The sequence below is a fragment of the Actinomadura violacea genome (assembly GCF_017573465.1).
Classification (GTDB): domain Bacteria; phylum Actinomycetota; class Actinomycetes; order Streptosporangiales; family Streptosporangiaceae; genus Spirillospora; species Spirillospora violacea.
This window is the reverse complement of the sequence record NZ_JAGEPF010000022.1, coordinates 18374-44199: the sequence shown is the minus strand read 5'-3', so window position 1 is coordinate 44199 and position 25826 is coordinate 18374. Positions and strand designations below refer to the sequence as shown.

Sequence of the window (25826 nt, the reverse complement as noted above, 5' to 3'; positions counted from 1 at the left end):
CCGGCCGGGCTAGCCGGGGTCGTCGCCGCCGGCCATGCGCCGCAGCACCGGAACGGAGCGGACGACGATCGTGCCGCGGGCGACGGTCAGGCCGTCGCGCAGCGGGTCGGAGGCGAGGAGCTGCGCGACCTTGCGGCGGCCCATCCCCGCCCAGCGGCCGAGGTCCTGCTGGGAGACCGGCACCTCGATCCGGACGGCGTCGCCCGGCGCGGCGTCGCCGCCAGCGTCCCCGTCGGCGTCCCCGTCGGCGCGGTCCTCCTTCAGCGGCGTGCCGAACCGGGCGGCGAGCCGCAGCAGCCGGCTCGCGAGCCGGCGTTCGGCGTCGTCGGGGAAATGCGCGATGCGCAGCTCGTTGGCGTCGCGGAGCCGTTCGGCGAGGACGGCGGCGACGGCCCACGCCGACCCGGGGTGGGCGTCCAGCACGCCGCGGAACCGGTCGGCGGGCACCACCAGCGCCTCGACGCGGGTGAGCGCCTCGACGTTGGCGTGCCGGACGCCGCCGTCGGCCGCCTCCAGCTCCCCGACGAGGTCGCCTGGCCCGAGGACGTCCAGGATCGCGACCTCGCCGTCCCGGTTCACCCAGACCTTGACCGCCCCGGCGCGCAGCACGAAGACCTGGGATGCGCGGGTGTGCTCGCGCGTCAGGAAGGCGCCGGGCCGGATCACGGCGGGCCCGCCGGTCCGGCGCAGCGCCTCCCGCGCCCCCGCCGGCAGCGCGTCCCAGAAGGGGGTGGGTGCCATCTCGCCTCCTCCGCGACCGGGCGGGGCCCCCGGCGCCGCGAGGTCCCGCCGCCCGGGGCGTCCCGTGTCCAGTGAACGCGGCGGTACGCCGATGGACCGCGTAGTTCGTCACATGTCGAGCGACCTGTCCGAGGCGAGCCACTTGTCCAGCGCCGCGACCCGCCGGGCGCAGTCCGCCGCGCCGGCGTCGTCGCCGAGCGCCTTCCGGGACTGCGCCTGCAGCTCCAGCGCGGCCCGCCGGCCCCCATGATCGTCCATGTCGCGGCGGATCGCGATCTCGGCCTCGAAGTGCTCGCTGGCGTGCGCGTGCTCGCCGAGCAGCCGGCACGCCCGGCCGAGGGCGTGCAGCGCGTACGCCTGCTCGCGGGCGTCGCCGATCTCGGTGGCCGCCCGCAGCGCGCGCTCCCCGGTCGCGCGGGCCTCGGCGGCGTCCCCGAGGTCCAGGTGGACGGCGGCGAGGTGGACCAGCGCGGTCGCCTCGCTGTGCCGGTCGCCGACCTCGCCGAGGACGCGCAGCGCCTCCAGCTCCATCTCCAGCGCCTCCTCGGGGCGGCCGCTGCGGCGCAGCACGGCTGCGAAGGTGTCCATGCCGACGCCCATCCCGTACCAGTCGCCGGCGGCCCGCCGGATCCGCAGCGCCTGCGCGGCGGCGCGCTCGGCGTCCTCGGGCAGGCCGAGCCGCAGGTAGGTGCGGGCGAGGCTGCCGAGGGTCCCGGCGAGGCCGCTCTGCGCGCCGAGGCCGTGCCACAGGTCGAGCGCCTCCAGGCCGAGGACGAACGCCTCCTGCGGGCGGCCGAGCCGCCGCATGACCACCGACAGGTGCTCCAGGTCGTGGGCCTCGCCGTGCTGGTCGCCGATCTCGCGGCGGATCTCCAGCGCGCGCAGCAGGTGCTCGCGGGCCTCGCGGTAGCGGCCGAGCCGCCAGTGGACGACGCCGATCTGCGCGACGGTCTCGGCCTCGCCGTGCCGGTCGCCGGTGTCGCGGTGCAGGCGCAGCGCCTGCCCGCAGTAGGTGAACGCCTCCGGGTACCGGGCGGCGTCGCACGTCAGCATCCCCAGGGTGGTCAGCGCGCGCGCCTCCCCGTGACGGGCGCCCGATGCCTGATACGTCCGCAGCGCCTGTTCGGCGTCCCGCAGCGCCATTTCACGCAGGCCGAGGGAGGCGTTCATCCGGGCGAGCTCGGTGAGCGCCTGCGCGGCGCCGTGCCCGTCGGCCATGTCCTGCCGGATGTAGAGCGCCTCCAGCGCGTGCGACACCGCCTCGTGGACGTTGCCGAGGCGGCGGTGCACCTGCGCCAGGGTGAGCAGCGTCTCCGCGACGCCCGGCTGGTCGCCAATCCGGCGGCGGACCTTCAGCGCCTCCCCGGCGTGGTTCAGCGCCATCTCGTGGTCGCCGAGGCCGAGCCGTGCGCGGGCCAGCGTGTCGTGGTCCTTGGCCAGGCCGCCGCGGTCGTCCATCTCCCGGTGGATGTCCAGCGACCGGCGCGCGTGCTCGATCGCGGTGAGGTACCGGCCGAGCACCACGTGCACGTCGGCGAGGGTGGCGAGGGTGGCCGCCTCCCCGTACCGGTCGGGGGGCTCGACGGTCCGGAACGCGCGGCGCGCGTCCTCCCCGTACCCGATCGCCTGGACGGAGCCGCCCGCCTCGAAGTGCGCCACCGCCAGGTTGTGCAGCATCACGGCGGCGGCCGCCCAGTCCTCCTCGGTGCGGGCCGCGTGCAGGCCCGCCTGGTGGACGGCGATGTTGTCCTCGCTGTAGCGGCGGAACTCCTGGAAGTCGAACAGCGCGTCCGCCAGTTCCCAGCAGGTGCGGTGCAGGCCGAGCCGGGCCGCCTGGTGCACGGCGGCGACCAGGTTGCGCCGCTCCGACTCGAACCACGCCAGCGCCGCCGCCCGCTCGGCCCCCGCCGTGCCGGAGGCGGTCGCCAGTGCGCCGGAGGCGGTCGCCGCCGGATCCGGCGCGGGCCGTGCGGACGGGCGCCCCCGCGACCCGTCCGCCCGGCGGCCCTGCCGGACCATGGGACGGCGCCGTCCCGCCAGCGCGTCCCCCGCCGCGCGCGCTTCGGCGAGGTACCCGGCGAGCAGCCGGCGCTGCGCGGCGAGCCGGTCGCTGTCGGCGTCCTCCGCCAGTCCCCGGTCGCGGGCGAAGTCGCGCAGCAGGTCGTGCATCCGGTACCGGCCGGGCGCCACGTCGTGCACGAGGTACGCCTGCCGCAGCCCCTCCAGGCATTCGCCCGCCTCGGCGACGGTCCGGTCCTGCAGCGCGGCGAGCGCGGCCGGGGTGAAGTCGGGGCCCGCGACCAGGCCCAGCACCCGGAACGCCTCCCGGTGGGCGCGGCGCAGGCTGCGGTACGCGACGTCGAACGTCGGGTTCAGCACACCGCGCAGCCCCGGCCCGGCGGCGCCGTGGCCAGCACCTTCGTGCAGCTCGATGCCGGTCAGCTCGACGCCGGCCGCCTCTGCCCCGGCCGCCGGCGCCGCTCCGTTCACCGACGTCCCTGGCGGCGCGCCCAGGGAGGCCGTCTCGTAGGACGAGGCGGCCTCGGCGTCGCTGGCGGCCAGCTCCCGGACGGTCCCGGCGATCGACTCGCCGGGGTTCTCCACCAGCCGGCCCGCCATGACCGACAGCGCGAGCGGGAGATGCCCGCACTCGCGCGCGAGGCGGACGACCGCCTTGCGCTCGTCGCGGACGCGGGCGTCGGCGGGGCCGAGCACGTTGGCGATGAGGTCGACGGCCTCCGCCGTGACCATCTCCCGCAGCTCGAGCGTGCGGACGTCGGCGCCCTCCAGCAGCGACGGCAGCCGCCGCCGGCTCGTCACCACCGCCAGGCCGGACGCCATCGCCCCGACCAGCGGCCGGATCTGCTCCGGCCGCGCGGCGTTGTCGAGGATCAGCAGCATCCGCCGGTCGGCCAGCAGCGACCGGCACTGCGCCGCCAGCTCCGCCTCGGTGCTGCGCAGCCGGTCGCCGGGCACGCCCGCGGCGCGCAGCACCTGCCCCATCGCCTCCGCGGGCGTGACCGGGCTGCGGGTCGTACCGCGCAGGTCCGCGAACACCACCCCGTCGGGGAACCGGTCGACGACCCGGTGCGCCCAGTGCAGCGCGAGCGTCGTCTTCCCGACGCCCGCCATCCCCTGGACGATCACCGCCCGCGGCCACTCGGCCTGCGCGACGAGCAGGTCGAGCTTGCCGAGGCTGACCGCCCGCCCGGCGAAGAACGGGTTGTCGGCGGGCAGCCGCACCGGCGGCTTCCCGCCGGCCGCGTCGAGGCGGACGGGCACGCGGGCGGCCAGGCCCGCCGGCTCGTCCGGCTCCGAACGGCCCGGGCCCGCCGCCCGGCCTTCCGGTGCGGCGTCCGGCTCGGCCTCGGCCGCCGGCCACTCGTCGCCCCACGGGCTCGCGGCGCGGCGCAGCTTCTCGGGGTCGAGGATGGTCAGCGGCCGCGGCCGGCGGCCGATGATGCCCTTCTGCCGCCACAACCGGAACCACCGCACGAGCGTCTCGCGGGAGATCCCCGCCCAGTTCGCCAGTTCCGCCTGGCTGAGCCGCAGCGGGATCTCCGTCCCGTGCGCGGTGCGGACGCCGAACCGGTGCGCCAGCTCCAGCAGGTGGTAGGCGAGGCGCTGCGGGTGCTCGGCGGCCCGCACCGCGTGGCGGCGCCCGCCGTAGCCGACGCTCTCCGACACCGCGTGCATCATCGCCTCGGCGACCTGCGGGTTCGCGGCGAGCAGGCTGCGGAACCGGCGCCGGTCCACGCGCAGCGCCTCGACGTGGTCGAGCGCCGCGACGGTGCCGCGCTCGGGATGCCCCCACGGCCCGAGCGCGCCGACCAGGTCGCCCGACCCGAACAGGTCGATGATCGACTCGTCGCCCTCGCTGGAGTCGACGAACTCCTTGGCGACGGCGTTGCTCGCCGCGCGCGGCGCCGCCTTGAACACCACCCACACCGACGGGGCGGTCACCCCCTGGTGGCAGAGCGTCCCGCCGGGCGGAATGGTGGTGCGCCGCCCCATCGCCCGGAGGGCCTCCCGGTCGTCCGGGCCGAGGCGCTCCCAGAAGCTGCCCGGCCGGACGTCGTGGTCGATCAACCCGGTCACCCGCCCGTCATCGCCGTCGCCAGCCACCAGAACAGGAACAGCACGGCGGTCGCCGCCGCCCAGGCGACCGCCTGCCAGGACAGCTCGCCGCAGCGGTGCGCCGCGGCGAGCAGCCGGCGCAGCTCGGTGTCGCGGACCCGGGCGTCCAGCGCGGCCGCCGCGCCGAACGGCGTCCAGGGCGCGGACGGGTCGACCGGCGCGCCGGTGCGGCCGCGCACCTCGCCGAGCACCGAGACCAGCGTGCGCCGGGACCGCACCGCGTACCCGGCGGAGATCGCGAACGCGCCGGCCAGCACCGGCAGCAGGGCCAGCGCGACGGCGCCGGGGAGCCCGGCGGCGAGCCGGCTCACGGTCCCGACCAGCACCAGGGCGAGGAACACCATGGCGATCGCGGCGTCGCGGCCGCAGAGGCGGACCAGCGCGCAGGCGTGGCCGAGCAGTTCCTCGGGGCGTTCCCGGTCCGGTCCGGGACGGAATGCGGTGATCAACGCGGCACCGTCCTCACGGGTCGATCCTGATCTTCCAATGACCATGGTGGGACGGCAAGGCGGAAACGTCCGTCGCCGGGCGCACGGTCCGGCTGAGTCCCGTGACTCATCCGGCCCGGGCGCCCCCCGCGGCGGCCGATGGGGGAAGATGGTCTGCGCGCGCCACTGCCGGGGCGCACCACCGACGGTGCGCACCACCGCCGGCGCGCACTGCCGATGGGAGGACTCGCCCATGACCTACACGGGGAACGTCGAGGCCGGCGGCCGCCCGGACGTCCGGGAGCTACCGGGCCTGACGGTCACCAAGGTGGCGGTCGGGCCGTACGACAACAACGCCTACCTCCTGCGCTGCACCGCGACCGGCGAGCAGCTGCTCGTCGACGCGGCGAACGAGGCGCCGCGGCTGCTGGAGCTGATCGGCGACGGGCCGCTCGCGCGGATCGTGACCACGCACCGGCACCAGGACCACTGGGTGGCGCTGAGCGAGGTCGCGCGGGCCACCGGCGCGCCCGTGGTGGCGCACCCGCACGACGCCGAGCCGCTGCCCGAGCCGGTCGCCGAGCCCGTCGAGCACGGCGAAACCGTCCGCGTGGGGCGGGCGTCGCTGGAGGTGATCCACCTGCGCGGGCACACGCCGGGCTCGATCGCGCTGCTGTACGACGCGGGCGGCGAGCTGGCCGACCGCCCGCACCTGTTCACCGGAGACAGCCTGTTCCCGGGCGGCGTCGGCAACACCTGGGGCGACCCGACGCTGTTCAAGCAGCTGCTCGCGGACGTCGAGGAGCGCGTCTTCGCCCGGCTGCCGGACGCCACCTGGTTCTACCCGGGCCACGGCAAGGACTCCACGCTCGGGCGGGAGCGCCCGTCGCTGCCGGAGTGGCGCTCGCGCGGCTGGTGACCGCGCCCGCCCGAGCGGCCGCCCGGACGTCCGGTGCGCGCCCGGGCACCGGCCCGCCGGAACCAGCGGTGCGGAGTGTTCGTTCTGACGACCACATCCGCATCGGCTCGGGGGCCGAGGACCAGGAGCGCATCATCGACCACACCGAACCGGGCTCCGCCCTGCGCTACCCGCCGGGGTCGCTGGTGCTGCTCGCCGGCCTCCCGGGCGCGGGCAAGAGCACCCTGCTGAACCGGCTGTACGGGCTGAGCGGCGACGAGACCCGCCCGGTGCCCGCCGGAGACGTCCGGATCATCGACTCGCGGCAGTCCCGCAACTGGTGGTCGCGGTTCCTGCGCCCGCTGCCGGTGCGGCTGCGCACGCCGCTCGTCCACGTCACCCACGTGTGGCGGATCGGGCGCGCGGTGCTGGCCGGCCACGGGGTCGTCGCCCACACGCGCGGCACGTGGCCGCACATCCTGTACTGCTTCGCCTGGCTGGCGCGCCGCCGCGGCGGCCGGCTGCATCTGATCCTCATCGACGTCGATCCGGCCACCGCGCGGGCCGGGCAGTTCGCGCGGGGACGGGCCGTCACGGGCGTCACGTTCGCGCGGCACTGCCGGCGGTGGGTGCCGCTGATCGAGCGCGCCCGCGGCGGCGCCCTCCCGCCCGCCGACGGGGTCACCGTCCTGGACCGGGAGGCCGCCGACCGGCTGCGGGCGATCCGGTTCGGCTGAGCGCGCCGCTCAGCGCAGGCCGGCGAACCAGCGGACGGCGAGCGCGGTGCCCGCGAGGTTCGACCCGAGGTGCCGGGAGCCGCCGTAGACCTTGTCGCCGACGTCGACGACCGGCGCGTCGACACCGCGGGCGCGGAACGCGGCGGCGCAGTGGTCGGTGTTCGCGGTCACCGCCTGGTCGTCGTTCGTGATCTTGTAGAGGCGGAGCGGGACGCGCGGCGTCCACGCCGTGCAGACCTCGCCGTCCACCTGCAGCGCCTTCGCGAACGTCCCGGACGGGTGGCGCAGCAGCTCGAACCCCCGCGGGGTGAGCAGGTCGCCGAGGGTCCCTGGCAGCCCCTTCAGCATGACGGGGCCGGGTGTGGTGCCGTCGAAGTACTTCTCGACGCGGTCCGCGTACGGCGCCTTGAAGAGGTCGGACGGCCGCTCGTAGATGCCTCCGTGGATGCGGTTCCACGAGGTGAGCAGGTAGGAGACGTACGCGACGCTCATCTTCGCGTCGAGCTTGCCGTCCAGCAGCGCGGGCAGTTCCGCGCCGCGGAAGTCGTACCCGCCGCTGATCGGGGCGACGGCGCGGAGCCGGAAGTGCGGGTCGGCGCCGTCCTGCAAGGCCCGGGCGAGCCCGAGCGCGGAGGAGGCGCCCTGCGAGAACCCGGTGACGAGCACCTGGCCGTCCAGCGACCGGTGCTCGCCCAGGGTGAACTGCCGGGCGGCGCGCAGCATGTCCAGCGACGCGGACGTCTCGGTCGGCACGTCCTTCCACGGATGCACGCCCGGCCCTTCCCCCAGGCCGAGGTAGTCGGGCGCGGCGGCGGCGAATCCGGCGGCGCCGTAGGTGACGGCGGGCCCGGGGCCCCACACGTTCTGCGCCATCGACGGCGCGTCGGCGATGTAGCTGGTGGTGCCGTGCGTGTAGGAGACGGTGCGCAGCCGCCGTTCGCCGTTGCGCGGGAGCACGAACAGTCCGCTGGCGACCGTCGTGCGGCCGCGGGCGTCGACCGTCCGGTAGAGGAGGCGGTAGGAGTCCACGCCGTAGCGGACGGACGAGGCGTCGAAGCCCTCGGTCGGCAGCCAGGCGCGTATCTCGTCGGCGGACCTCGTGCCGAGGTACCGCGCGGAGATCAGCTGCCCGCGGGCGGCGGCGTGCTCCTGCGCGGCGGCCGGGCGGTCCTTCGTCCCCTCGCCGGCCAGGGCGGGCACGGCGCCGGCGGCGATGATCGCGGCACCGGCGGCGCCCGCGGCGGCGATCTTCAGACGGCGTGTCATGGCGGTCCTCTTTCACGTCGGGAACGAACGGCCACCAGCGTGCGGCCCGCGCGCCCGGACGGGCATCGCGCCCGTTGGTGATCTTCGACCCGGTACCTGCGGGGGCGGCGCCCTCCCTCCCGCGGGGGTGCCCGATGTTCCGCACGGCAGAAGACCTGCGGGAGGGCCGGGGCGGCGGTCTATAGGGTCAGAGCAAGGACGGAACACGACGAGAGGCGGCAGTATGGCGCAGCAGGTACGCGGGGTCGTCGCACCCGGGCGGGGCGAGCCGGTGCGGATCGAGACGGTCATCGTTCCCGATCCGGGTCCGGGCGAGGCGGTCGTGAAGGTGCAGGCGTGCGGGGTGTGCCACACCGACCTGCACTACCGCGAGGGCGGCATCAACGACGAGTTCCCGTTCCTGCTCGGGCACGAGGCCGCGGGCGTGGTGGAGTCGGTCGGCGAGGGCGTGACCGAGGTGGCGCCGGGCGATTTCGTCATCTTGAACTGGCGCGCGGTGTGCGGGCAGTGCCGGGCGTGCCTGCGGGGCCGTCCCTGGTACTGCTTCAACACCCACAACGCGACGCAGAAGATGACGCTCGAGGACGGGACGGAGCTGTCGCCGGCGCTGGGGATCGGCGCGTTCGCCGACAAGACGCTGGTCGCGGCGGGGCAGTGCACCAAGGTCGACCCGGCCGCCGCGCCCGCTGCCGCCGGGCTGCTGGGCTGCGGCGTGATGGCGGGCCTGGGCGCGGCGATCAACACCGGGAACGTGGGTCGCGGCGACTCGGTCGCCGTCATCGGCTGCGGCGGCGTCGGCGCGGCGGCGGTGCTGGGCGCCCGGCTGGCCGGCGCGTCGAAGATCATCGCGGTCGACCTGGACGAGCGCAAGCTCGCCACCGCGTCCTCGCTGGGGGCGACGCACACGGTCCACGCCAAGGGCATCGACGTGGTCGAGGCCGTGCAGGACCTGACCGGCGGATTCGGCGCCGACGTCGTCATCGACGCGGTCGGCCGCCCGGAGACCTACAAGCAGGCGTTCTACGCCCGCGACCTCGCCGGCACCGTCGTCCTGGTCGGCGTCCCCACTCCGGAGATGACGCTGGAGCTGCCGCTGCTGGACGTCTTCGGCCGCGGCGGATCGCTGAAGTCGTCCTGGTACGGCGACTGCCTGCCGTCGCGCGACTTCCCCATGCTCATCGACCTGTACCTGCAGGGACGCCTCGACCTCGACGCGTTCGTCTCCGAGACGATCGCGCTGGACGGCGTCGAGGCCGCGTTCGAGAAGATGCACCACGGCGACGTGCTGCGCTCGGTGGTGGCCTTCTGATGGCCGCCGCTTCATCACGGGCACGCATCGACCACGTCGTCACGTCCGGGACGTTCTCGCTGGACGGCGGCACGTGGGAGGTCGACAACAACGTCTGGATCGTCGGCGACGACAGCGAGGCGATCGTCATCGACGCCGCGCACGACGCCGACGCGATCGCGACGGCGCTCGGCGACCGGCGGCTGGTGGCGATCGTGTCCACGCACGGCCACGACGACCACATCGACGCGGCGCCCGCCCTCGCCGCCCGCACCGGCGCGCCCGTCCTCCTGCACCCCGACGACCTGATGCTGTGGAAGCAGAAGCACCCGGACAAGGGCCCCGACGGCGAGCTGTCCGACGGGCAGGTCATCACCGTCGCGGGCACCGACCTGACCGTGCTGCACACGCCCGGGCACAGCCCCGGCGCGGTCTGCCTGCACGCCCCGGACCTCGGCACCGTGTTCTCCGGCGACACGCTGTTCAACGGCGGTCCGGGCGCGACCGGCCGGTCGTTCTCCGACTTCCCGACGATCATCACCTCGATCCGCGAGCGGCTGCTGACGCTCCCGGCCGACACGGTCGTGCGGACCGGCCACGGCGACTCCACCACCATCGGCGGCGAAGCACCCCACCTCGACGAATGGATCGCCCGCGGCCACTGAGACCAGGCCCGCCGGCGGTACGGGCGGCGATCCCCGGATGGGGGGTCGCCGCCCTTTCGCATTCGGCGGCGCACGTTCGGGACGGCGTTCTGGTGGATGGGCGCCGCCGCGGCCGTGCTGCTCCGGGCCGGATTCTCGCTCCCGGGCCGCCCGGCCGCCGCATCCGGGATATCGTCCCCCGTGGCGGACGAGCCGGAGCGCACGCGCGCGGAGCGGAGTTGAGGGGGCGCTGATGCGGCCGAGGGCAGCGCTCGCCGCCGTGCTGGCGCTGTGCGGTGCCCTGGCCGGCTGCGGCCGGGCGGCCGGCGACTCGGCGGGCGCGCTCGACGTGCCGCCGCCCACCGCCACCGCCGCGTCCTCCCCCGCCGCTCCCCCGGCCGCCTCTCCGTCAGCCTCGCCCGAGGCCGAGCGGGTGCGGCCGCTCGGCAAGCCCGGCGCCTGGCGGATCACCACCTACTACACGGCGGTCGAGAGCCTGTACAAGGGACGGCCCAAGGCCGTCAAGGGCTGCCCCGAGCTGCACTGCTCGCACGGGACGACGCCGCTCGGCTCCTACCCGGAGGACTTTCTCGCGGTGATCCAGGAGGAGGGCGGCGGGCGCATCACGTCGGGGCCGCAGCGCGGCCGGTACCTCAACTGGTCGCACAGTGTCGGGTACTGGCTGGACGACACGACCCGCGACTCCGCGGGCCATCCGCTGCGGCCCTGGTCGTCCGCCGCGGCCGACAAGTCGGTGCTCGCGCGGGGGCAGCGGTTCGCGATCGTCGACTGCGGCAAGGACGGCAACGGCCACCGCATCGAGGCGGCGGTGTGCACGGCGTTCCGGAAGGCGCGCTGGACGGTCACCGACCTGTTCCGTCCCGGCTACGGCGGCGAGAACCACGCCGACCTGTACATCGGCGAGGAGACCGGCCGCGGGTTCGCCGGCTCGCCGTTCTACACGACGCTGAGCGGCGCCACCCTCGGCCCGTCCTAGCCCTCCGCGGGGTCGCGGCGAGGCGAGGCGAGAACCGTCGCCTGCGTGCGGCCCCGGAGGGTGACCTCCTCGCCGAGCTCCCACTGCGCCGCCTCGTCCGGATCCGCCATGGCGACCAGGTAGCCGGACGCGAGCACCCGCTCCTCGGTCGTCTTGGCGAGGTCGGTCAGCCGCGCCGCCTCGTTCACCGGGTCGCCGATCACCGTGTACTCGAACCGCTCCTCGGCGCCGATGTGCCCGGCGACGGCCTCGCCCGCCGACACCCCGACGCCCGCGCGCAGGTCCGGCACCTCCTCGCGCAGCCGCCGGGCCAGCTCGCGGGCGGCGGCCAGCGCGCGCCCGTGCATGCCGTCCAGCGCCAGCGGGGCGCCGAACACCGCGAGCGCGGCGTCCCCCTCGAACTTGTTGATCCAGCCGCCGTGCGCGCCGACCACCTTCACCACCACGGCGAAGAACGCGTTCAGCAGCCCGACGACCTCGGCGGGCGGCCGGTCGGCGGCGAGCCGGGTGGAGCCGACGATGTCCACGAAGAGCACCGCGACCTCGCGGGTCTCGCCGCCGAGGTCGATGCCGCGCTCCAGCGCGACGCGCGCCACGTCCTCGCCGACCTGCCGGCCGAACAGGTCCTGCAGCCGGGCGTGCTCGCGCAGCCCCGCCGCCATGTGGTTGAACCCGGCCTGCAGCAGCCCGACCTCGCTGGCGTCGTAGACGGGCACCTCCACGTCCAGGTCGCCGCGCTCCACCCGGGCCAGCCCGAGCCGCACCGACTCGACCGGGTCGGCGATCGCGCGCGCCGCGCCGTAGGTGACGGCGAGGCCGATGACCAGCGCGGTGCCGCCGAGCGCGAGGACGGCCAGCGCGAAGTCCCGCACGGTGATCCTCGCGATCACGAACGAGCCGACCGCGAGGGTGATCAGCCCGAGGATCGGCACCGCCGTGCCGAGCCCCCACGCCAGCACCGAGCGGGCCACCACGCCGGGCAGCCCGGTGCGGCGCGGCAGCTCGCTGTGCAGCGCCGTCGTCACCGCGCGCCGCAGCAGCCGCTCGGTCAGCAGGTAGACGATGGTGCAGGTGGTCAGCCCGCCGAGCAGGCTGGTGAGGCCGAGCTTGACGGCCAGCAGCAGGGAGAACGGCGCGTTGATCACGACCCAGCCGACGGTGCCGATCCCCCACAGCGTCAGGTGCAGCGCCATCAGCCGCAGCGGCCCGTACAGCAGCAGCGACCGCTCGTGCCGGTCCGGCTCGTCGTGCCGCTCCACCAGCCGCCGGACGCGCCGGAAGAACCGCTCGCCGAGGACCAGCCCGACGGGCACCGCCGCGACGACGTAGGCGGTGAACACCGCGACGTTGATCGTCTGCAGCCGGTCGGAGACGCGTCCCACCGGGTCGGGCACGACGACGGCGAACGCCAGCACGACGAGCGCGCCGCCGAGGTTCGCCAGGCCGGTCGCGGTCGTCACCAGGATCCTGGCCCGGCGCGCGATGGCGGCGCGCGAGTCGCCGGGCCGGCCGTCGATGAGCCGCCACAGGGGGCCGAGGAGGGTGCGCCTGGCCCGCGGGGCGGGTCCGGGCCGTTCGGTCTCCATGACCGTGCAGGGTATCCGCCGGCGCGCACCTCACCCGCCGTCCCGCCGACGTTACCCCGCGGACGTCCTGCTCGCTCCCCGGCGCGAGGTTGACCGGTCGGTCAATCAGGAATCACTGAAGTGGACAAACGGGTCCAAAGGTGATCACCGTGGAGGTGCGTCGGATGGACAGGTTCGCATGGCAGGACGGGGTGGCCTTCGTGGCCGGCCTCGTCGTCCTGGTGGCCCCCGAGCTGTGGGGCGACAACGCGGGCGAGCAGCCGCTGATGGTGCTCGGCGCGCTGCTGATGACGGCCGGCCTGTGGGCGCTGCTCGGCGGCCAGGGCGTCCCGTCGTGGGCGGCGACCGCGTTCGCGCTGCTGATCTTCGTGGCGCCGTGGGCGTTCGGCTTCACCGGTGCGCACGCCTCCGCGTGGACGGCATGGATCGCGGGCGGCGTGGCGGCTATCGTCGGCCTGTGGGGAGCCACCCAGGCCAGTGGCGGCAAGCCCGCCGCGGCCTGATCGAGATCCCGCGACGGCCTCGGGCGCACCGCGCCCCGGGGCCGCACGGGCCTGCGGGGGGGTGCCGATGGGCGTGCGGCGGACCGGCGCGGCGGACTCGCGCACCCGCATCCTGGACGCGGCGGAGGCGCTGTTCGCCGACCGCGGCTACGAGGCCAGCTCGACGGCGCGCATCGCGGGCCGCGCCCAGGTGCCGAAGGGCCTGGTCTTCCACTACTTCCCGCAGAAGATCGACGTGCTCGTCGCGCTGGTCGACGAGCGGACGTTCGTCGAGGAGGCGCCGGACGAGCCCGCCGAGGCCGTGCCCGGCGACCCGGCCGGCACGCTGTCGCGGCTGGCGGGGCGGCTGCCGCTGCACGCCTCGCCCGCGATGCGCCGCATCCTGTTCCGTGAGGCCGACACGCACCGGTCGGTGCGCGACCGGCTCGGCCATCTCAACAGCGTGCTGTTCCTGCGCGCGCGCCGCGCGCTGGAGATCGCGCTGCCCGGCGCCCGCGGCGACCAGGCGCGGCTGGAGGCCGCCGCCGCCACCTTCGCGGCCGTGCTGATCTACCAGGAGAACCTCGCCGGCCTCACCGGCCAGCACCTCGACCCGGACGCCGTCGCCGACCTGATCACCCGCGCCCTGGGCGCGTAGCCGCCCAGGGCGCGCTCCTCCGGAACCGGCCGTTCAGGGCCTGATCGGGGTGAGGAGGCGGTGGGGGGTGCGCAGGATGCGGCTGACGGGGTCGTCGCGGTGCCGGGCGCCGGGGCCGGCGTGGATCTCGGTGTCCTCCAGCGGGACCTGGCGGCCGCAGGCGGGGCAGGTGCCGTCGGTGCCGACGCGGCCGCCGCAGCCCGCGTGGACGAACAGCCGGCACGGCTCGGCGGACAGGTGCTCCTCGCCCCACCGGGCGAGCGTGTGCACGACCGGCCACAGCTGCTTGCCCATGTCCGTCAGCACGTAGTCGTGCCCCTCCTTGGCCAGGACGCCGGACTCGACGAGCGACTGCAGGCGCGCGGACAGCACGGCGCGCGGGACGTCCAGGTGGGCGAGGAAGTCGCTGAACCGGCGGACGCCGTAGAACGCGTCCCGGACGATCAGCAGCGTCCAGCGCTCCCCGACGACCTCCAGGGCGCGGGCCAGCGAGCAGTCCTGGGCCGCGTAGTCCTTGCCGAGTGCCATGGCCCCACAGTACCGGCCCGACGGTTCATTGAACGAACCCCACATGCTACGGTCTCCCCGTTGAGTTCATTGACTGAACTATCGGGAGCTTCCATGACGACCTTGGCGACACCGCGCGCCGGGCGGCACGCGGCCGGAACCGCCGCCGCGCTCGCGCTGCCGGCCGCCGCGACCCTGCTGGCGCTGATGAACTACACCGCGCCCATGGCCGCGCTCACCGAGACCGCGCACGGGTTGGGCGCGGGCCCGACGGCCCGGATCTGGCTCATGTCGTCGATCAGCCTGGGACTGGCGGCGGCGCTGCTGGCGACCGGGAGCCTGGCCGACGACCACGGCCGGCGGAAGGTGTTCGTCATCGGCGCCGCGCTGCTCGCCGCGTCCAGCGTCGCCTGCGCCGTCGCGCCGACCACCGGCGTGTTCGTGGCGGGACGGATCGTGCAGGGCGCGGCGAGCGCCGCGCTGCTGGCGACGGGCCTCGGGATCATCGCCGCGGCGTTCCCGCCGGGCCCGCGCCGCGCGCACGCCACCGGCGTGTGGGGCGCGATGCTCGGCCTCGGCATCGCGCTCGGGCCCATCGCGTCGGCCGGGTTCGCCTCGGCGGCCGGCTGGCGGGCCTGGTACTGGGCGGCGGCCGCCGCGTCGGCGGCGCTCGGCGCGGTCGCCGCGCGGACGCTCGGGGAGTCGCGCGCGGACCGGCCGCGCGGCCTGGACCTGCCGGGGCTGGCCGCCATGAGCCTCGGCGTGGCGGCGCTGGTCGCCGCGATCACGTGGGGACGGGCGGGCTGGACGCGTCCGGGCGTGCTGGTGCTGCTCGCCGCGGCGGCGGTGCTGCTGACCGCGTTCGCGGTGATCGAGGCGCGGCGCGCCGAGCCGATGCTCGACCTCGGCCTGTTCCGGCGGCCCGCGTTCCTGCTGTCGGTGTCCGGGGCCCTGGTCACCGGCCTCGCCGTCATCGGGATCATGAGCTATCTCGCGACCGTGATGACGCTGGTGCTGGGCCTGTCGCCGGTGGTCTCGGCGCTGGTCCTGGCGATCTGGTCCGGGCTGTCGTTCGTCGCCGCGCTCCAGGCCCGCCGGCTCCCGGCCGGGCTGCCCGCCGGACGGCTGCTCGGCGCGGGGCTGGCGCTCAGCGCGGTCGGCGAGTTCGCGATGCTCGGGCTGGCACCGGACGCGCACTGGTGGCGCCTCGTCCCCGGCCTGGTCGTCTCCGGGGTCGGCAGCGGGCTGGCCAACGCGATGCTCGCCCGGCTGGCCGTGGAGAGCGTGCCCGCCGACCGCGCGAGCATGGGCTCGGGCGCGAACAACACGGCCCGCTACGTCGGCGCGTCCATCGGCGTCGCGGTCGTCGGCGCGATCGCGACCGGATCCGGCGACGGCCCGTCCGCGCTCGCCCACGGCACCGACGTCGCGATGCTCGTCTCCGCCGTCGTCGCGCTCGCCGGCGCCGGCCTGGCCGTCGCGATCCGCGAGCGCTAGGCGAGCTCCTCGATGAACGCGGCGAGCTGGGTGAGGTTGCGGCACTCGAACATCGGGACGAGGTCGCCGTAGCCGGACGCGGCGGAGTCCCCGGTGTCCCACAGGCGGCGCGGCTCGGGGTTCAGCCAGTAGGCGTGCCGCGCCCGGTCGACCATCGACCGCAGGATCGGCAGCGACAGCTCGCCGTAGTTGGAGCGGGCGTCGCCCAGGATGAGCAGGGACGTCTTCGGCGTGATGGCGTCGCGGTACCGGTCGTCGAACACCTTGATGGCATGGCCGTAGTTCGAGCGGCCGGTGATCCAGACGAGGTCGGCCTCCGCGGCCATGCGCGTCATCGCGTCGGTGACGTCCGCGCCCGGCGCGAAGTACTTGGTGATCTCGTCGGTCGCGTCGATGAACGCGAACGCGCGGACCTTGCTGAACTGCTCCCGCAGCGCGAACGTCAGCAGCAGCGTGAAATGCGCGAACGCCGACACCGAGTCGCTGGCGTCGCACAGCACGACCAGCTCCGGCTTGTGCGGCCGGCGCGGCCGGTAGTGCGTCGTCAGCGGCACTCCCCCGCTGGCCAGCGACGCCCGGACCGTCCGCCGGAAGTCGAGCCGGCCGCGCTTGCCGTGCCGCTGCTTCTGCACGAGCTTGGACGCCAGCTTGCGCGCCAGCGGGTACACCTCGCGGCGCAGCGCGGCGAGGTCGGCGCGGTTGGCGCTGGAGAAGTCGAGGCGCTCCAGCGGCGGCCGGACGGCGAGGCGCGCGGTCCGCTCGACGCCGGTGTCCTCGGCGATGCGGCGGCGGACCTCGCTCGCGACGAGCTCCTCGAACCGCGCGATCCGGTCGCGGAACGTGCGGCGCGCGACGCGCTCGGCCATCCCGCCGCGCTCCTGCCCGTTCAGCACGGCGTTCAGCAGCGCGGCCATCAGCGTCTCGGGCGACAGCGCGCGCAGCACGCCGGAGGAGAACCACGACTCCTGGCCCGGCGTCCGCCCGTACTCGGCGACGGCCGTCCGGGCGAACTGCCGCAGCCCCGGGTCGTCGCCGGACAGGAACAGCTCCAGCAGCTCGTCCCGGCGGCGCTGCACCTCAGGGTCGAGCGCGGTCGGGACGGGGTGACCGTCCGCGCCGAGCGTCCGGACGGGACGGCCGTCGTCCTTCACCGCCCCCGCGCCGTCCCCGACGGCGGCCGGGAACCACAGGTCGAACAGCGTGTCGAAGGTCGTGCGGTGCTGCGGGCGCTTCACCACCGTGGCCGCGTACGCGGCCCGCAGCGCGCCCCGGTCGAGCAGGTCGACCGCCTGCATCGCGCGGACCGCGTCCAGGCCCTCGGCGACCGACACCGGCAGCCCGGCCTCCCGCAGCGCGGCGACGAACCCGGTGTGCCGGTCGACGAGCGAGGCCATCCGGTCAGCCCCCCAGGCCCAGTTCCTTGGCGGCGCGCTCCTGGTCGGAGGCGTGCTTGAGGACGACGCCGAGCGTGCGGGCGACGGCGGCCTCGTCCAGCTCGTCCAGGCCGAGCGCGAGCAGCGTGCGGGCCCAGTCGACGGTCTCGGCGATCGACGGCGCCTTCTTGACCTCCAGCGCGCGCAGCGTCCCGACCGTCCGGACGAGCTGCTCGGCCAGCTCCGCCTCGATCCCCGGCACCTGCGCGAGGACGATCTCACGTTCCCGTTCGGCCGCCGGGTAGTCCAGGTGCAGGTAGAGGCAGCGGCGCTTGAGCGCCTCCGACAGCTCCCGCGCCGCGTTCGAGGTGATCAGCACGAACGGCCGGCGGACCGCGCTGACCGTGCCGAGCTCGGGGATCGTCACCTGGAAGTCCGACAGGACCTCCAGCAGCATGCCCTCCACCTCGACGTCCGCCTTGTCCGCCTCGTCGATCAGCAGGACGGTCGGCTCCGCCCGCCGGATCGCCGCGAGCAGCGGCCGCTCCAGCAGGAACTCCTCGGAGAAGATGTCGTCGTGGGTCTCCTGCCAGGCCCGGTCCGAGGGGGCGGCCTGGATGGCGAGGAGCTGCTTCTTGTAGTTGAACTCGTACAGCGCGCGGGCCTCGTCCAAGCCCTCGTAGCACTGCAGCCGGATCAGCTCGGCCTCGGTCGCCGCCGCGACGGCCTTGGCCAGCTCGGTCTTGCCGACCCCGGCGGGCCCCTCGACGAGCAGCGGCTTGCCGAGCGCCTGCGCAAGGAACACGGTGGTGGCGATCGCCTCGTCGGCGAGGTAGCGGACGCCGGCCAGCCTGCGCTCGACGTCGGCGGGCGAGGCGAACGCGCCGCCGCTCCCGGCGTCCGCGCCGCTCGCTGCGCGCCCGGCGTTCTCGGTGGTCTCCGTCATCCCTTGCCCTTGCCCTTGTGTGCGACTGCCTTGGTGTACGTCTGGTTCGTTCCCGCGAACACCAGCTTGGTGTTCTTCTCCGACAGCGACACGCCCCAGTAGGACGCGGTCTTCGGGTCCCCTCCCTGCCACGAGAAGCGGTACTTCCCGCCGCCCTCCGGGATCGCCGTCCCGCTCCAGAGCTTCTGGCCGCTCCGCACCCACGCGCCGGTGCCGTCCGCCTTGAACTGGAAGTAGTCCTTGGCGGTGCCGACCCAGCGGCCGACGAGCGGCTTGACGTCCGCGGGCTTGATCGCGGGGATCGGGCCGAGCGCGGCGGGCGCCGAGCCGGGGGACGCGCCCGCCCCCGCGTCGTCCGCCTTCTTCCCGCCGCCGCATCCGGCCAGGGCGAGCGCGGCGGCGGCCGCGCAGGCGGCCAGGACGGTCGAGCGGGCCCGCACGGTCACGGAAACCTCCGGCGATTATCGGACGAAATCGGCAGTTTACCGGCGCGGGGTGCCGTGCCCGCGCTCATCCCTGTGGGGTACGCGCCGGTTGGCACCGAGGGGTGAGGCGGCACCGGCCGGCGTCGGCCTATAACCGAACCATGACGACCCGACGACTGCCTCGCGAGGACCTCGCCGCGGCGCTCGCGGCCCGGCGCGAACTGGGCCCCGACTACGACGCGGCCTTCATCGAGACGGTCGTGGACCGCATCGAGGAGGCCCTCGACGCGCGCCCCGCAGCCGCCCCGGCCCCGCGCCGCCGCCTCCGGGCGCCCCGCGTGTCCGGAGACGGCGACCACGGCCTGCTGCTGGCGGTGCTGTCCCTGATCGCCGCCGTACCGCTCAGCGCCATCGGCGTCGTCAACGCCGGCGGCATCGGGCTCTTCCTGGCCTGGTCGGCGATCGTCCTCATCAACATCGCCTACAACTTCCGGCCGCGTTAGCCCAGGGGGGCGACCCCCTGGAACCCCCGTCACGGTCGATAGGCCGTTTCCCCGCTCCGCTGGAGCTCCGCGGCGAAACGGCCTATCGACCGGCGGGCAGGCCCGCTGCGCTCGCAGAACTCGCTCCGCGTGCCTGCCCGTACCGGCCACCTCGCAAGGCGCCCGCTACTTACCGGGTTCGGGGTCTCGGGGGAGGCCGAGGAGGCGCTCGCCGATGATGTTCAGCTGCACCTCGGTGGTGCCGCCGTAGATCGTCATCGCGCGGCTGAACAGCATCGCCCGGGCGATGATGCCGCTCTCGGCCATCGGCGTCTCGGTGACCGCCGCCTCGCCCTGCGCCGCCCAGCAGTAGTCGGCGACGTCCTGGTTGAACTGCACGCCGAGCAGCTTGCGGACGCTGGCCTCGGCGCCCGGCTCCACGCCGTTGAGCTGCTTGAGCGTGGTGCGCAGCCCGAGGAGGTCGATCGACTGGCCCTGCGCGACCAGCTTGCCGACCTCAGCGGCCGCGACCGCGTCCAGCTCCCGGCCCTTGAAGAAGTTCAGCAGCTCGGGCACGCCCATGCCGAGGCCGCCGCCGGTCGACAGCGACACCCGCTCGTTGGACAGGGTGTTGCGGGCGACCTGCCAGCCCTTGTCGACCTCGCCGACGACGCAGTCGTCCGGAACGAACACGCCGTCCAGGAAGACCTCGTTGAACAGCGCGTCACCGGTCAGCTCGCGCAGCGGACGGACGTCCACGCCCGGCGACTTCATGTCGACCAGGAAGTAGGTGATGCCGTCGCGCTTGGCCGCGTCGGGGTTGGTGCGGGCGATGCAGAAGCCCCACTGCGCGTGCTGCGCGACGGACGTCCAGATCTTCTGGCCGGTCAGCTTCCAGCCGCCCTCGACGCGCTCGGCCTTCATCGACAGCGACGCCAGGTCCGAGCCGGCGCCCGGCTCGGAGAACAGCTGGCACCACACCATCTGGCCGCGCAGCGTCGGCCGCAGGAACCGCTCCTTCTGCTCCTCGGAGCCGTAGCGGACCAGCGACGGCACCAGCCACGCACCGATCACCAGGTTCGGCGCCTTGACCTTGGCGGCCCGCAGCTCCTGCTGGATGAGGACCTGCTCGACCGGGCCCGCGCCGCGTCCCCACGGCTCGGGGAAGTGCGGGACGGTCCAGCCCTCGTCGCCCATCTTGACCTTGAGGGCCTCCTTGTCCTCGATCGCCGCGAGCTCGGCGACCTCGGCGCGGATCCGCTCGCGCAGCGGCTGCGCGCCCTCGTCCAGCTCCAGCTCGACCTCGCGGCGGCCGCCGTCCAGCGCGAGCGCCGCGACCTTGGCGGCCCACTCCTTGGACGAGCCGAGCAGCGCCCGCAGGGTCAGCGCGCGGCGCAGGTAGACGTGCGCGTCGTGCTCCCAGGTGAAGCCGATGCCGCCGAGCATCTGGATCGCGTCGCGGGCGGTCTGCACGCCCGCGTCCGCGGCGATCACCGCGGCGACGGCGGCGGCGAACCCCGCCTCCTCGGCGCCCTCGTCCAGCGCGCGGGCGGCGTCCCACGCGGCGGCGCGGGCCTGCTCCAGCGCGATCAGCGCGCGGGCGGCCTTGTGCTTGACGCCCTGGAACTGGCCGATCGGGCGGCCGAACTGCTCGCGCACCTTGGCGTACTCGGCGGCGGTGTTCACCAGCCATCCGGCGAGGCCGGCGGCCTCCGCGCCGAACAGCGTCGCGGCCAGGTCGCGGACGCGGCCGGCCGTGAGGCCGTCCAGCACCCGGTCGGCGGCGACGGTGACGCCGTCGGCCTCGACGGCGGCGACCCGGCGGACCCGGTCCAGGCTCGCCACCGCGGTGATCTTCAGGTCGGCGGCGTCGACCGCGACCCACTGCTCCTCGTCGCCCACCGTCACCGGCAGGACGACCACGTCGGCGAGCAGCGCGCCCAGCACCGTCGCCGACGAGCCGGACACCACCAGCGCGTCGCCGTCGCGGGCGCCGGTCAGGCCGCCCGACAGCGCGACCGCGCCGGTCCGCGACCCGTCCGCCAGCACCGGCAGCAGCTCGGCGCGCAGCTTGGCGTTGCTGGAGGCGTCGATCACCGCGCTCGCCAGCACCGTCGGCAGGAACGGGCCGGGCGCCGCGGCCCGGCCCAGTTCCTCCAGCACCACCGACAGCTCCAGCAGGCCGTAGCCCTGCCCGCCGTGCTCCTCGTCCAGGTGCAGGCCCAGCAGGCCCTGCTCGGCCAGGGCCGGCCAGAACCCGGGCCGGGTCTCCTCGTCCGCGTCCAGCGCGGCGCGGACGGCCGTCGCCGGGATGTTGCGCTCGGCGAAGCCGCGCACCGAATCGGCGAGCGCCTCGTGCTCCTCGGTCAGCCCGATGGCCATGTGTCGAACCCTCTCTCAGACCGCTTGTCGACAGCGATTCTAGAACAGGATTCTGGTCGCGTGGGGCAGTGATCCCGCTCTCACCGGCCGGAGGTCTCCGAGGCGTGCGCGTCCTCGCCCGCCGCGTCCCCCGCGACCTGCCCGGCGGGCTCGTCCCGGCCCCGGCCGCGGGCGCGGTCGCCGACGGTGAGGCTCGCCGCGGTGGTGGCCGCCAGCGTGCCGGCGATCACCGCGAGCGACAGCCAGATCGGCACCTCCGGCGCCCACGCGACACCGTACTCGTGCAGCGCGTGCAAGATCAGCTTGGCCCCGATGAAGCCGAGGATGAACGCCAGCCCGTGCCCGAGGTACACCAGCCGGTCGGCCAGCCCGCCCAGCAGGAAGTACAGCTGCACCAGGCCCATCAGCGCGAACGCGTTGGCGGTGAACACCAGGTACGGCTCGGTGGTCAGCCCGAAGATCGCCGGGATCGAGTCCAGCGCGAACAGCACGTCGGTCGAGCCGATCGCGATCATCACGATCATCAGCGGGGTGACCTTGCGGCGGCCGCCGCGCCTGGTGAGGAACCGGGAGCCGTCGTAGCCGTCGGACGTCGGGATGACGCGCTTGGCCCAGCGCAGCAGCGCGTTCTCCTTGAACTCGTCCTCGTCGCCGCCGCGCACCAGCCCGTAGGCCGTCCACAGCAGGAACCCGCCGAAGATGAAGAACACCCAGGTGAAGTTCGCGATGGCGGCCGCGCCGACCGCGATGAACGCGCCGCGCAGCACGAGCGCGATGACGATGCCCGCCATCAGCACGGTGTGCTGGGCGTGCTTGGGCACCGCGAACCGCGTCAGGATCACCATGAACACGAAGAGGTTGTCGACGCTGAGGCTCTTCTCGGTGACGAACCCGCCGAAGTACTGCGCGGCGTGCTGCCCGCCGGAGAAGAGCCAGACGCCGAGCCCGAACAGCACGGCGAGGCCGATGTAGACGGCCGACCAGAACGCGGCCCTGCGGGTGGTGAACTCCCGCGTGTCGTTGCGGTGGATGACGAGCAGGTCGACGGCGATGACGGCCAGGATCCCGGCGAGCGTCAGGATCCAGACCCAGGGTGCGACGGACAACGCGAAACCTCCGGCGGACGTGGTAGAGCGCCGGAGGTCTCTCCCGCCCTCGGGACGAGGGCCGCGTGCCCCGGGCCGGTACGGACCGACCGTGCTGACGACGCACGCGCGCGGGGATACTCCCCTCCACTTGTCCCGTTCGACGAAGGGGGCCGCAGCGGGGTTCCCGATTCCGGGAGAATTTTCGCCTCCGTGGCGAACCAGGGCCCCGGATGCGGCATCTAAGGCCCGGCGCGGGCCGGGTCAGCGGGGGGCGGCGTGCAGTTCCCGGTAGACGCCGGCGAGCTGCTCGACGGCATCGTCCTCGTCCGGAAGCTCCGCGGCCCGCTGCGCCGCCGCCGCACCGAGCCGCACCGCGAGCGCCGGGTCGTCCAGGATGCGGCCGACGGCGCGGCACAGCGCGTCGGCGTCCCCGGACGGGACCAGCAGCGCCGCCTCGCTCTCCGGCCCCTGCAGCAGCGCCCCGCCCCCCGCCGGCCGGTCGCCGGCGCCGACCATGCCGGGGATCCCGCCGACCCGCGTCGCGACCAGTGGCCGCCCGGCCCGCAGGATCTCCTGCACGATCAGCGGCTGCCCCTCCCAGACGCTCGGCACCACCGCGATGTCCGCGGCGGTGAGCAGCGCGGGCACGTCGGCGCGGCGGCCCAGCAGCCGGACGGGCAGGTCCTCGGCCTCGATCCGGGCGCGCAGCTCCTCTTCGAGCGGGCCGTCGCCGGCGATCGCGACCAGCGGCGCCGGGGTCCGGCCCGTCCAGCCGCGCGAGGCGTCCAGCAGGGTGGGCAGGCCCTTCTGCGCGGCGAGCCGGCCGATGGTGAGGATCAGCGGCCGCTCCCCCACCCCCAGCTCCGCCCGCAGGTCGGCGCGGACCGCCGGGCCCGGGTGCTCGCGCGGCGCGGGCGCCGGGACCAGCGCGCCCCCCACCGACCGGGCGCCGAGCGAGCGCATCCGCTCCTCCAGGTCCGGGGAGACGCCGAGGACGCGCGCCGCGCCGCGCGCGACGACCCGTTCGAGGGCGCCGTAGATCGCGGCGGTCCGGCCACCGGTGATCACCGCGTTGTGCAGCGTGACGACCAGCGGCGGCCCGCCGCGGGAGAAGCGCAGCGGGCCCGGCGCGGTCCGCGCGCGCGCGGCGACCGCGAGGGCCCCCGCGCGCAGCCCGTGCGCGTGCACGACGTCGGCGTCGCGCAGCAGCCTCCGCAGCCGCGCGACCGCCCTGGCGTCGCTCACCGGGCGGGGCCGGTCGGCCAGGTCCACCTCCTCGAAGCGGGCGCCGCCCTCGGTGAAGCCGAACAGCCGCTCGGTCTCGGCCGGTCCGCAGACCAGCACCCGCGCGCCCCGCGCGGCCAGGCCCGCCGCGACGGACCGGACGTGCCGCCCGACGCCGCCCGCGCTCGTGCCGAGGACGAGCGCGACGCGCAGCCCGTCCAGGCCGGGACCGGCGGGCGCCGCCGGCTCGGCGGATCCCGCCGCCTTCTCGGGCATGTTCGTCTCCTCAGGCACTGCGCGCGACCTTCCGGGTGAGGACGGCCCGCAGGTCCCGGCCGTCGACCACGAACGCGATGATCAGGAACACGGCGGCGGCGACCAGCGCGGCCAGCGCCCCCGTGCCGATGTTGCGGAGCTGCCCGGCCACGCCGGGCGCGCCGACGCCGAGCAGCGCGGCCGTCCCGTACCCCGCCGCGGCGCCCGCTCCGGCGCCCAGCACTCCGGCGGCAAGGACGCGCCCGAGCCCGTGCACGGCACCGGCGCCGCGGGCGCGTAGCAGCGTGCCGACCAGCAGCACGCCCGCCACGGTCATGCCGACGGCGTTGCCCGCGCCGAGCCCCGCCACGACCCACTTCCGGTCGAGGACCCACAGCACGAGCACGACGTCGACCGCGGCCACCACGACCCAGCCCGCGACGACCGCGATCGCGCCCATCCGGCCGCGGTGGCAGGCGTACAGGACGCGGCCGAGGTGCGCGACCAGCCCGTACCCGAGCAGGCCGGGCGCGAAGGCGAGCACGGCGCGCGCCAGCACCTCCTGCTGGTCGGGATGACCGGGGTTGAACACCACCGAGACCGGCACCGCCACCGCCGCGAGCACGGCGGCCCCGGCGCACGAAACGAGCACCACCGCGCGGGTGGTCGCGGCGGTCACCTGGTCGAAGCGGCGGTGCTCTCCGGCGCTCATCCGCGCGGACAGCATCGGGAACGCGCTGGTGGCGATCGGCACCGCCAGGATCGCCCAGGGCAGCAGGTAGATCGCCCAGGCGTACTGGTAGTTGGCGAGCGCGCCCCGGGTGCCGCGCGAGCTGAGCCGCACGATCAGCAGCGTCGACAGCTGCTGCGCCGCGACCGTCGCGATCCCCGCCAGGGCCAGCCGCCGCACGCGCCGCGCCACCCCGTCGGGGAACCGCAGCGTGGGACGCAGCCGCAGCCGCAGCCGCCACGCGGCGACCCCCGCGGTCGCCGCCATCGCGACGCCGCCGAGCGCCGTCCCGACCGACAGCGTCAGCTCGGCGCCCAGCGGCAGCCCGGCCAGGTCGTTCTCGAACCCCTTGCCGAGCGGAGCGTACGCCACGTACGCGCCGATCACCACGAGGCTGGAGAGCAGCGGCGCCAGCGCCGGCGCGACGAACCGGCGGTGCGACTGCAGCAGCCCGTACAGCACGACGGCCGCCCCGTACATCACCATCTGCACGGACTGGATGGCCAGCATGTCCCCGCCGACGCGCACGACGTCGTCGCGCGAGCATCCCTGCAGGTCTCTGGAGACCGCCAGGTCCATCAGGGGATGCGAGAGCCCCGCCATCAGCGCCGCGAGCGGCAGCATCAGCAGGACGATCCAGGTCAGCAGCGCCGACGCCGTCCGGCGGACCTCGGCGCGGTCGCCGCGCTCGGCGGGCCCGGCCAGCACCGGGACGACCATGCTGGCCAGCGCGCCGCCCGCGACGATCTCGTAGATGCTGCTGGGCAGCTGCGTCGCGCTGAAGTACGCCTGGCTCAGGCAGGAGGTGGTGACCGTCTGCGAGAAGGAGTACGTCCGGCCGAATCCGGCGAGCCGCGCCAGCACGGTAATGATCCCGATGACGACGGCCGCGCCGGCGAGGCCGCCGGTCAGCCGGCGCAGCGCGGACCCGCGCGCGGCCGGCGTCACGGCGTCGCCGTCGTGCTCATCGGGCGGCCCGGCGCCCGACGGCGGGTCGCTCGGCGGGGTGCGGGACGGGGTGTCGGCGGGCATCGGTGAGGGGCACTCGTCAAGGA

Annotated in this window: 22 protein-coding genes; 9 read left to right on the top strand and 13 right to left on the bottom strand. The window is 75.3% G+C overall.

Going from position 1 to position 25826, the window contains the following annotated elements; all coding sequences use genetic code 11:
* Positions 1 to 9 precede the first annotated feature (9 nt).
* The 3 genes from J4709_RS33280 to J4709_RS33270 form a co-directional block, all read right to left on the bottom strand.
* Positions 10 to 741: a Crp/Fnr family transcriptional regulator gene (locus tag J4709_RS33280; protein ID WP_208246756.1), complete on the bottom strand. Its 732-nt coding sequence runs from the start codon at positions 739 to 741 to the stop codon at positions 10 to 12.
* Positions 742 to 849: 108 nt separating this feature from the next.
* Entirely contained in the window at positions 850 to 4839 is a 3990-nt protein-coding gene (locus J4709_RS33275) for a tetratricopeptide repeat protein (RefSeq protein ID WP_208246754.1), read from the bottom strand.
* A complete protein-coding gene (locus J4709_RS33270) occupies positions 4836 to 5327 on the bottom strand; it encodes a hypothetical protein (protein ID WP_208246752.1) in 492 nt (163 codons plus the stop codon). The genes J4709_RS33275 and J4709_RS33270 overlap by 4 nt, the downstream gene beginning before the upstream one ends.
* Positions 5328 to 5559: 232 nt before the next feature.
* Here J4709_RS33270 and J4709_RS33265 point away from each other — a divergent pair, with 232 nt between their 5' ends.
* Both J4709_RS33265 and J4709_RS33260 read left to right on the top strand, forming a co-directional pair.
* Positions 5560 to 6225, top strand: a complete 666-nt coding sequence (locus J4709_RS33265; RefSeq protein WP_208246750.1) for an MBL fold metallo-hydrolase — start codon at positions 5560 to 5562, stop codon at positions 6223 to 6225.
* A gap of 68 nt (positions 6226 to 6293) precedes the next feature.
* Positions 6294 to 6941, top strand: a complete 648-nt coding sequence (locus J4709_RS33260) for an ATP-binding protein (protein ID WP_307801757.1) — start codon at positions 6294 to 6296, stop codon at positions 6939 to 6941.
* A gap of 9 nt (positions 6942 to 6950) precedes the next feature.
* Here the strand turns inward: J4709_RS33260 and J4709_RS33255 are convergent, their stop codons facing one another.
* A complete protein-coding gene (locus J4709_RS33255) occupies positions 6951 to 8207 on the bottom strand; it encodes a hypothetical protein (RefSeq protein ID WP_208246748.1) in 1257 nt (418 codons plus the stop codon).
* Between the two features lie 223 nt (positions 8208 to 8430).
* Between J4709_RS33255 and J4709_RS33250 the strand changes: the two genes are divergently transcribed.
* From J4709_RS33250 to J4709_RS33240, 3 genes are all read left to right on the top strand, one after another.
* Positions 8431 to 9516: an S-(hydroxymethyl)mycothiol dehydrogenase gene (locus tag J4709_RS33250; RefSeq protein WP_208246746.1), complete on the top strand. Its 1086-nt coding sequence runs from the start codon at positions 8431 to 8433 to the stop codon at positions 9514 to 9516.
* The gene (locus tag J4709_RS33245) at positions 9516 to 10160 is read left to right on the top strand and encodes an MBL fold metallo-hydrolase (protein WP_208246744.1); all 645 of its coding nucleotides are present in this window, start codon (positions 9516 to 9518) and stop codon (positions 10158 to 10160) included. Before J4709_RS33250 ends, J4709_RS33245 begins: the two co-directional genes overlap by 1 nt.
* A gap of 232 nt (positions 10161 to 10392) precedes the next feature.
* Positions 10393 to 11136, top strand: a complete 744-nt coding sequence (locus tag J4709_RS33240; RefSeq protein ID WP_208246742.1) for a hypothetical protein — start codon at positions 10393 to 10395, stop codon at positions 11134 to 11136.
* Here J4709_RS33240 and J4709_RS33235 read toward each other — a convergent pair.
* Positions 11133 to 12722, bottom strand: a complete 1590-nt coding sequence (locus J4709_RS33235) for an adenylate/guanylate cyclase domain-containing protein (RefSeq protein ID WP_208246740.1) — start codon at positions 12720 to 12722, stop codon at positions 11133 to 11135. The genes J4709_RS33240 and J4709_RS33235 overlap by 4 nt on opposite strands.
* A gap of 164 nt (positions 12723 to 12886) precedes the next feature.
* On the opposite strand from J4709_RS33235, the gene J4709_RS33230 reads away from it, so the two are divergent.
* Positions 12887 to 13225 carry an SPW repeat protein gene (locus J4709_RS33230; RefSeq protein ID WP_173093778.1) on the top strand — a complete coding sequence of 113 codons (339 nt, stop codon included), beginning with the start codon at positions 12887 to 12889 and terminating at the stop codon, positions 13223 to 13225.
* 67 nt (positions 13226 to 13292) lie between these two features.
* A complete protein-coding gene (locus tag J4709_RS33225) occupies positions 13293 to 13862 on the top strand; it encodes a TetR/AcrR family transcriptional regulator (RefSeq protein WP_208246738.1) in 570 nt (189 codons plus the stop codon).
* Between the two features lie 33 nt (positions 13863 to 13895).
* Here J4709_RS33225 and J4709_RS33220 read toward each other — a convergent pair whose 3' ends face one another.
* Complete coding sequence (locus J4709_RS33220) at positions 13896 to 14390, bottom strand: winged helix-turn-helix transcriptional regulator (protein WP_208246737.1); 495 nt, start codon at positions 14388 to 14390, stop codon at positions 13896 to 13898.
* A gap of 93 nt (positions 14391 to 14483) precedes the next feature.
* On the opposite strand from J4709_RS33220, the gene J4709_RS33215 reads away from it, so the two are divergent.
* Positions 14484 to 15866, top strand: coding sequence for an MFS transporter (locus J4709_RS33215; protein ID WP_208246735.1), 1383 nt, complete (start codon positions 14484 to 14486; stop codon positions 15864 to 15866).
* On the opposite strand, the gene J4709_RS33210 is transcribed toward J4709_RS33215, so the two are convergent.
* From J4709_RS33210 to J4709_RS33200, 3 genes are read right to left on the bottom strand one after another with little or no spacing between them, the layout of a single operon-like run.
* Positions 15863 to 17260, bottom strand: coding sequence for a vWA domain-containing protein (locus J4709_RS33210; RefSeq protein ID WP_208246732.1), 1398 nt, complete (start codon positions 17258 to 17260; stop codon positions 15863 to 15865). The two genes, J4709_RS33215 and J4709_RS33210, sit on opposite strands and share 4 nt — an antisense overlap.
* Before the next feature lie 4 nt (positions 17261 to 17264).
* On the bottom strand, positions 17265 to 18185 hold the full coding sequence (locus J4709_RS33205; protein WP_208246730.1) for an AAA family ATPase: 921 nt from the start codon (positions 18183 to 18185) through the stop codon (positions 17265 to 17267).
* On the bottom strand, positions 18182 to 18631 hold the full coding sequence (locus J4709_RS33200; protein WP_307801756.1) for a hypothetical protein: 450 nt from the start codon (positions 18629 to 18631) through the stop codon (positions 18182 to 18184). Before J4709_RS33200 ends, J4709_RS33205 begins: the two co-directional genes overlap by 4 nt.
* A 140-nt stretch (positions 18632 to 18771) precedes the next feature.
* On the opposite strand from J4709_RS33200, the gene J4709_RS33195 reads away from it, so the two are divergent.
* Complete coding sequence (locus tag J4709_RS33195) at positions 18772 to 19113, top strand: hypothetical protein (protein ID WP_208246728.1); 342 nt, start codon at positions 18772 to 18774, stop codon at positions 19111 to 19113.
* Between the two features lie 165 nt (positions 19114 to 19278).
* Here the strand turns inward: J4709_RS33195 and J4709_RS33190 are convergent, their stop codons facing one another.
* The 4 genes from J4709_RS33190 to murJ all read right to left on the bottom strand — a co-directional run bounded on the left by J4709_RS33190 (position 19279) and on the right by murJ (position 25803).
* Complete coding sequence (locus J4709_RS33190) at positions 19279 to 21474, bottom strand: acyl-CoA dehydrogenase family protein (protein ID WP_208246726.1); 2196 nt, start codon at positions 21472 to 21474, stop codon at positions 19279 to 19281.
* Positions 21475 to 21554: 80 nt separating this feature from the next.
* Positions 21555 to 22580, bottom strand: coding sequence for a TerC family protein (locus J4709_RS33185; RefSeq protein ID WP_208246724.1), 1026 nt, complete (start codon positions 22578 to 22580; stop codon positions 21555 to 21557).
* A 243-nt stretch (positions 22581 to 22823) separates the two neighbouring features.
* Entirely contained in the window at positions 22824 to 24062 is a 1239-nt protein-coding gene (locus J4709_RS33180; protein ID WP_208246722.1) for a glycosyltransferase family 4 protein, read from the bottom strand.
* Between the two features lie 10 nt (positions 24063 to 24072).
* A complete protein-coding gene (murJ, locus tag J4709_RS33175; protein ID WP_208246719.1) occupies positions 24073 to 25803 on the bottom strand; it encodes a murein biosynthesis integral membrane protein MurJ in 1731 nt (576 codons plus the stop codon).
* Between the last annotated feature and the right edge of the window lie 23 nt (positions 25804 to 25826).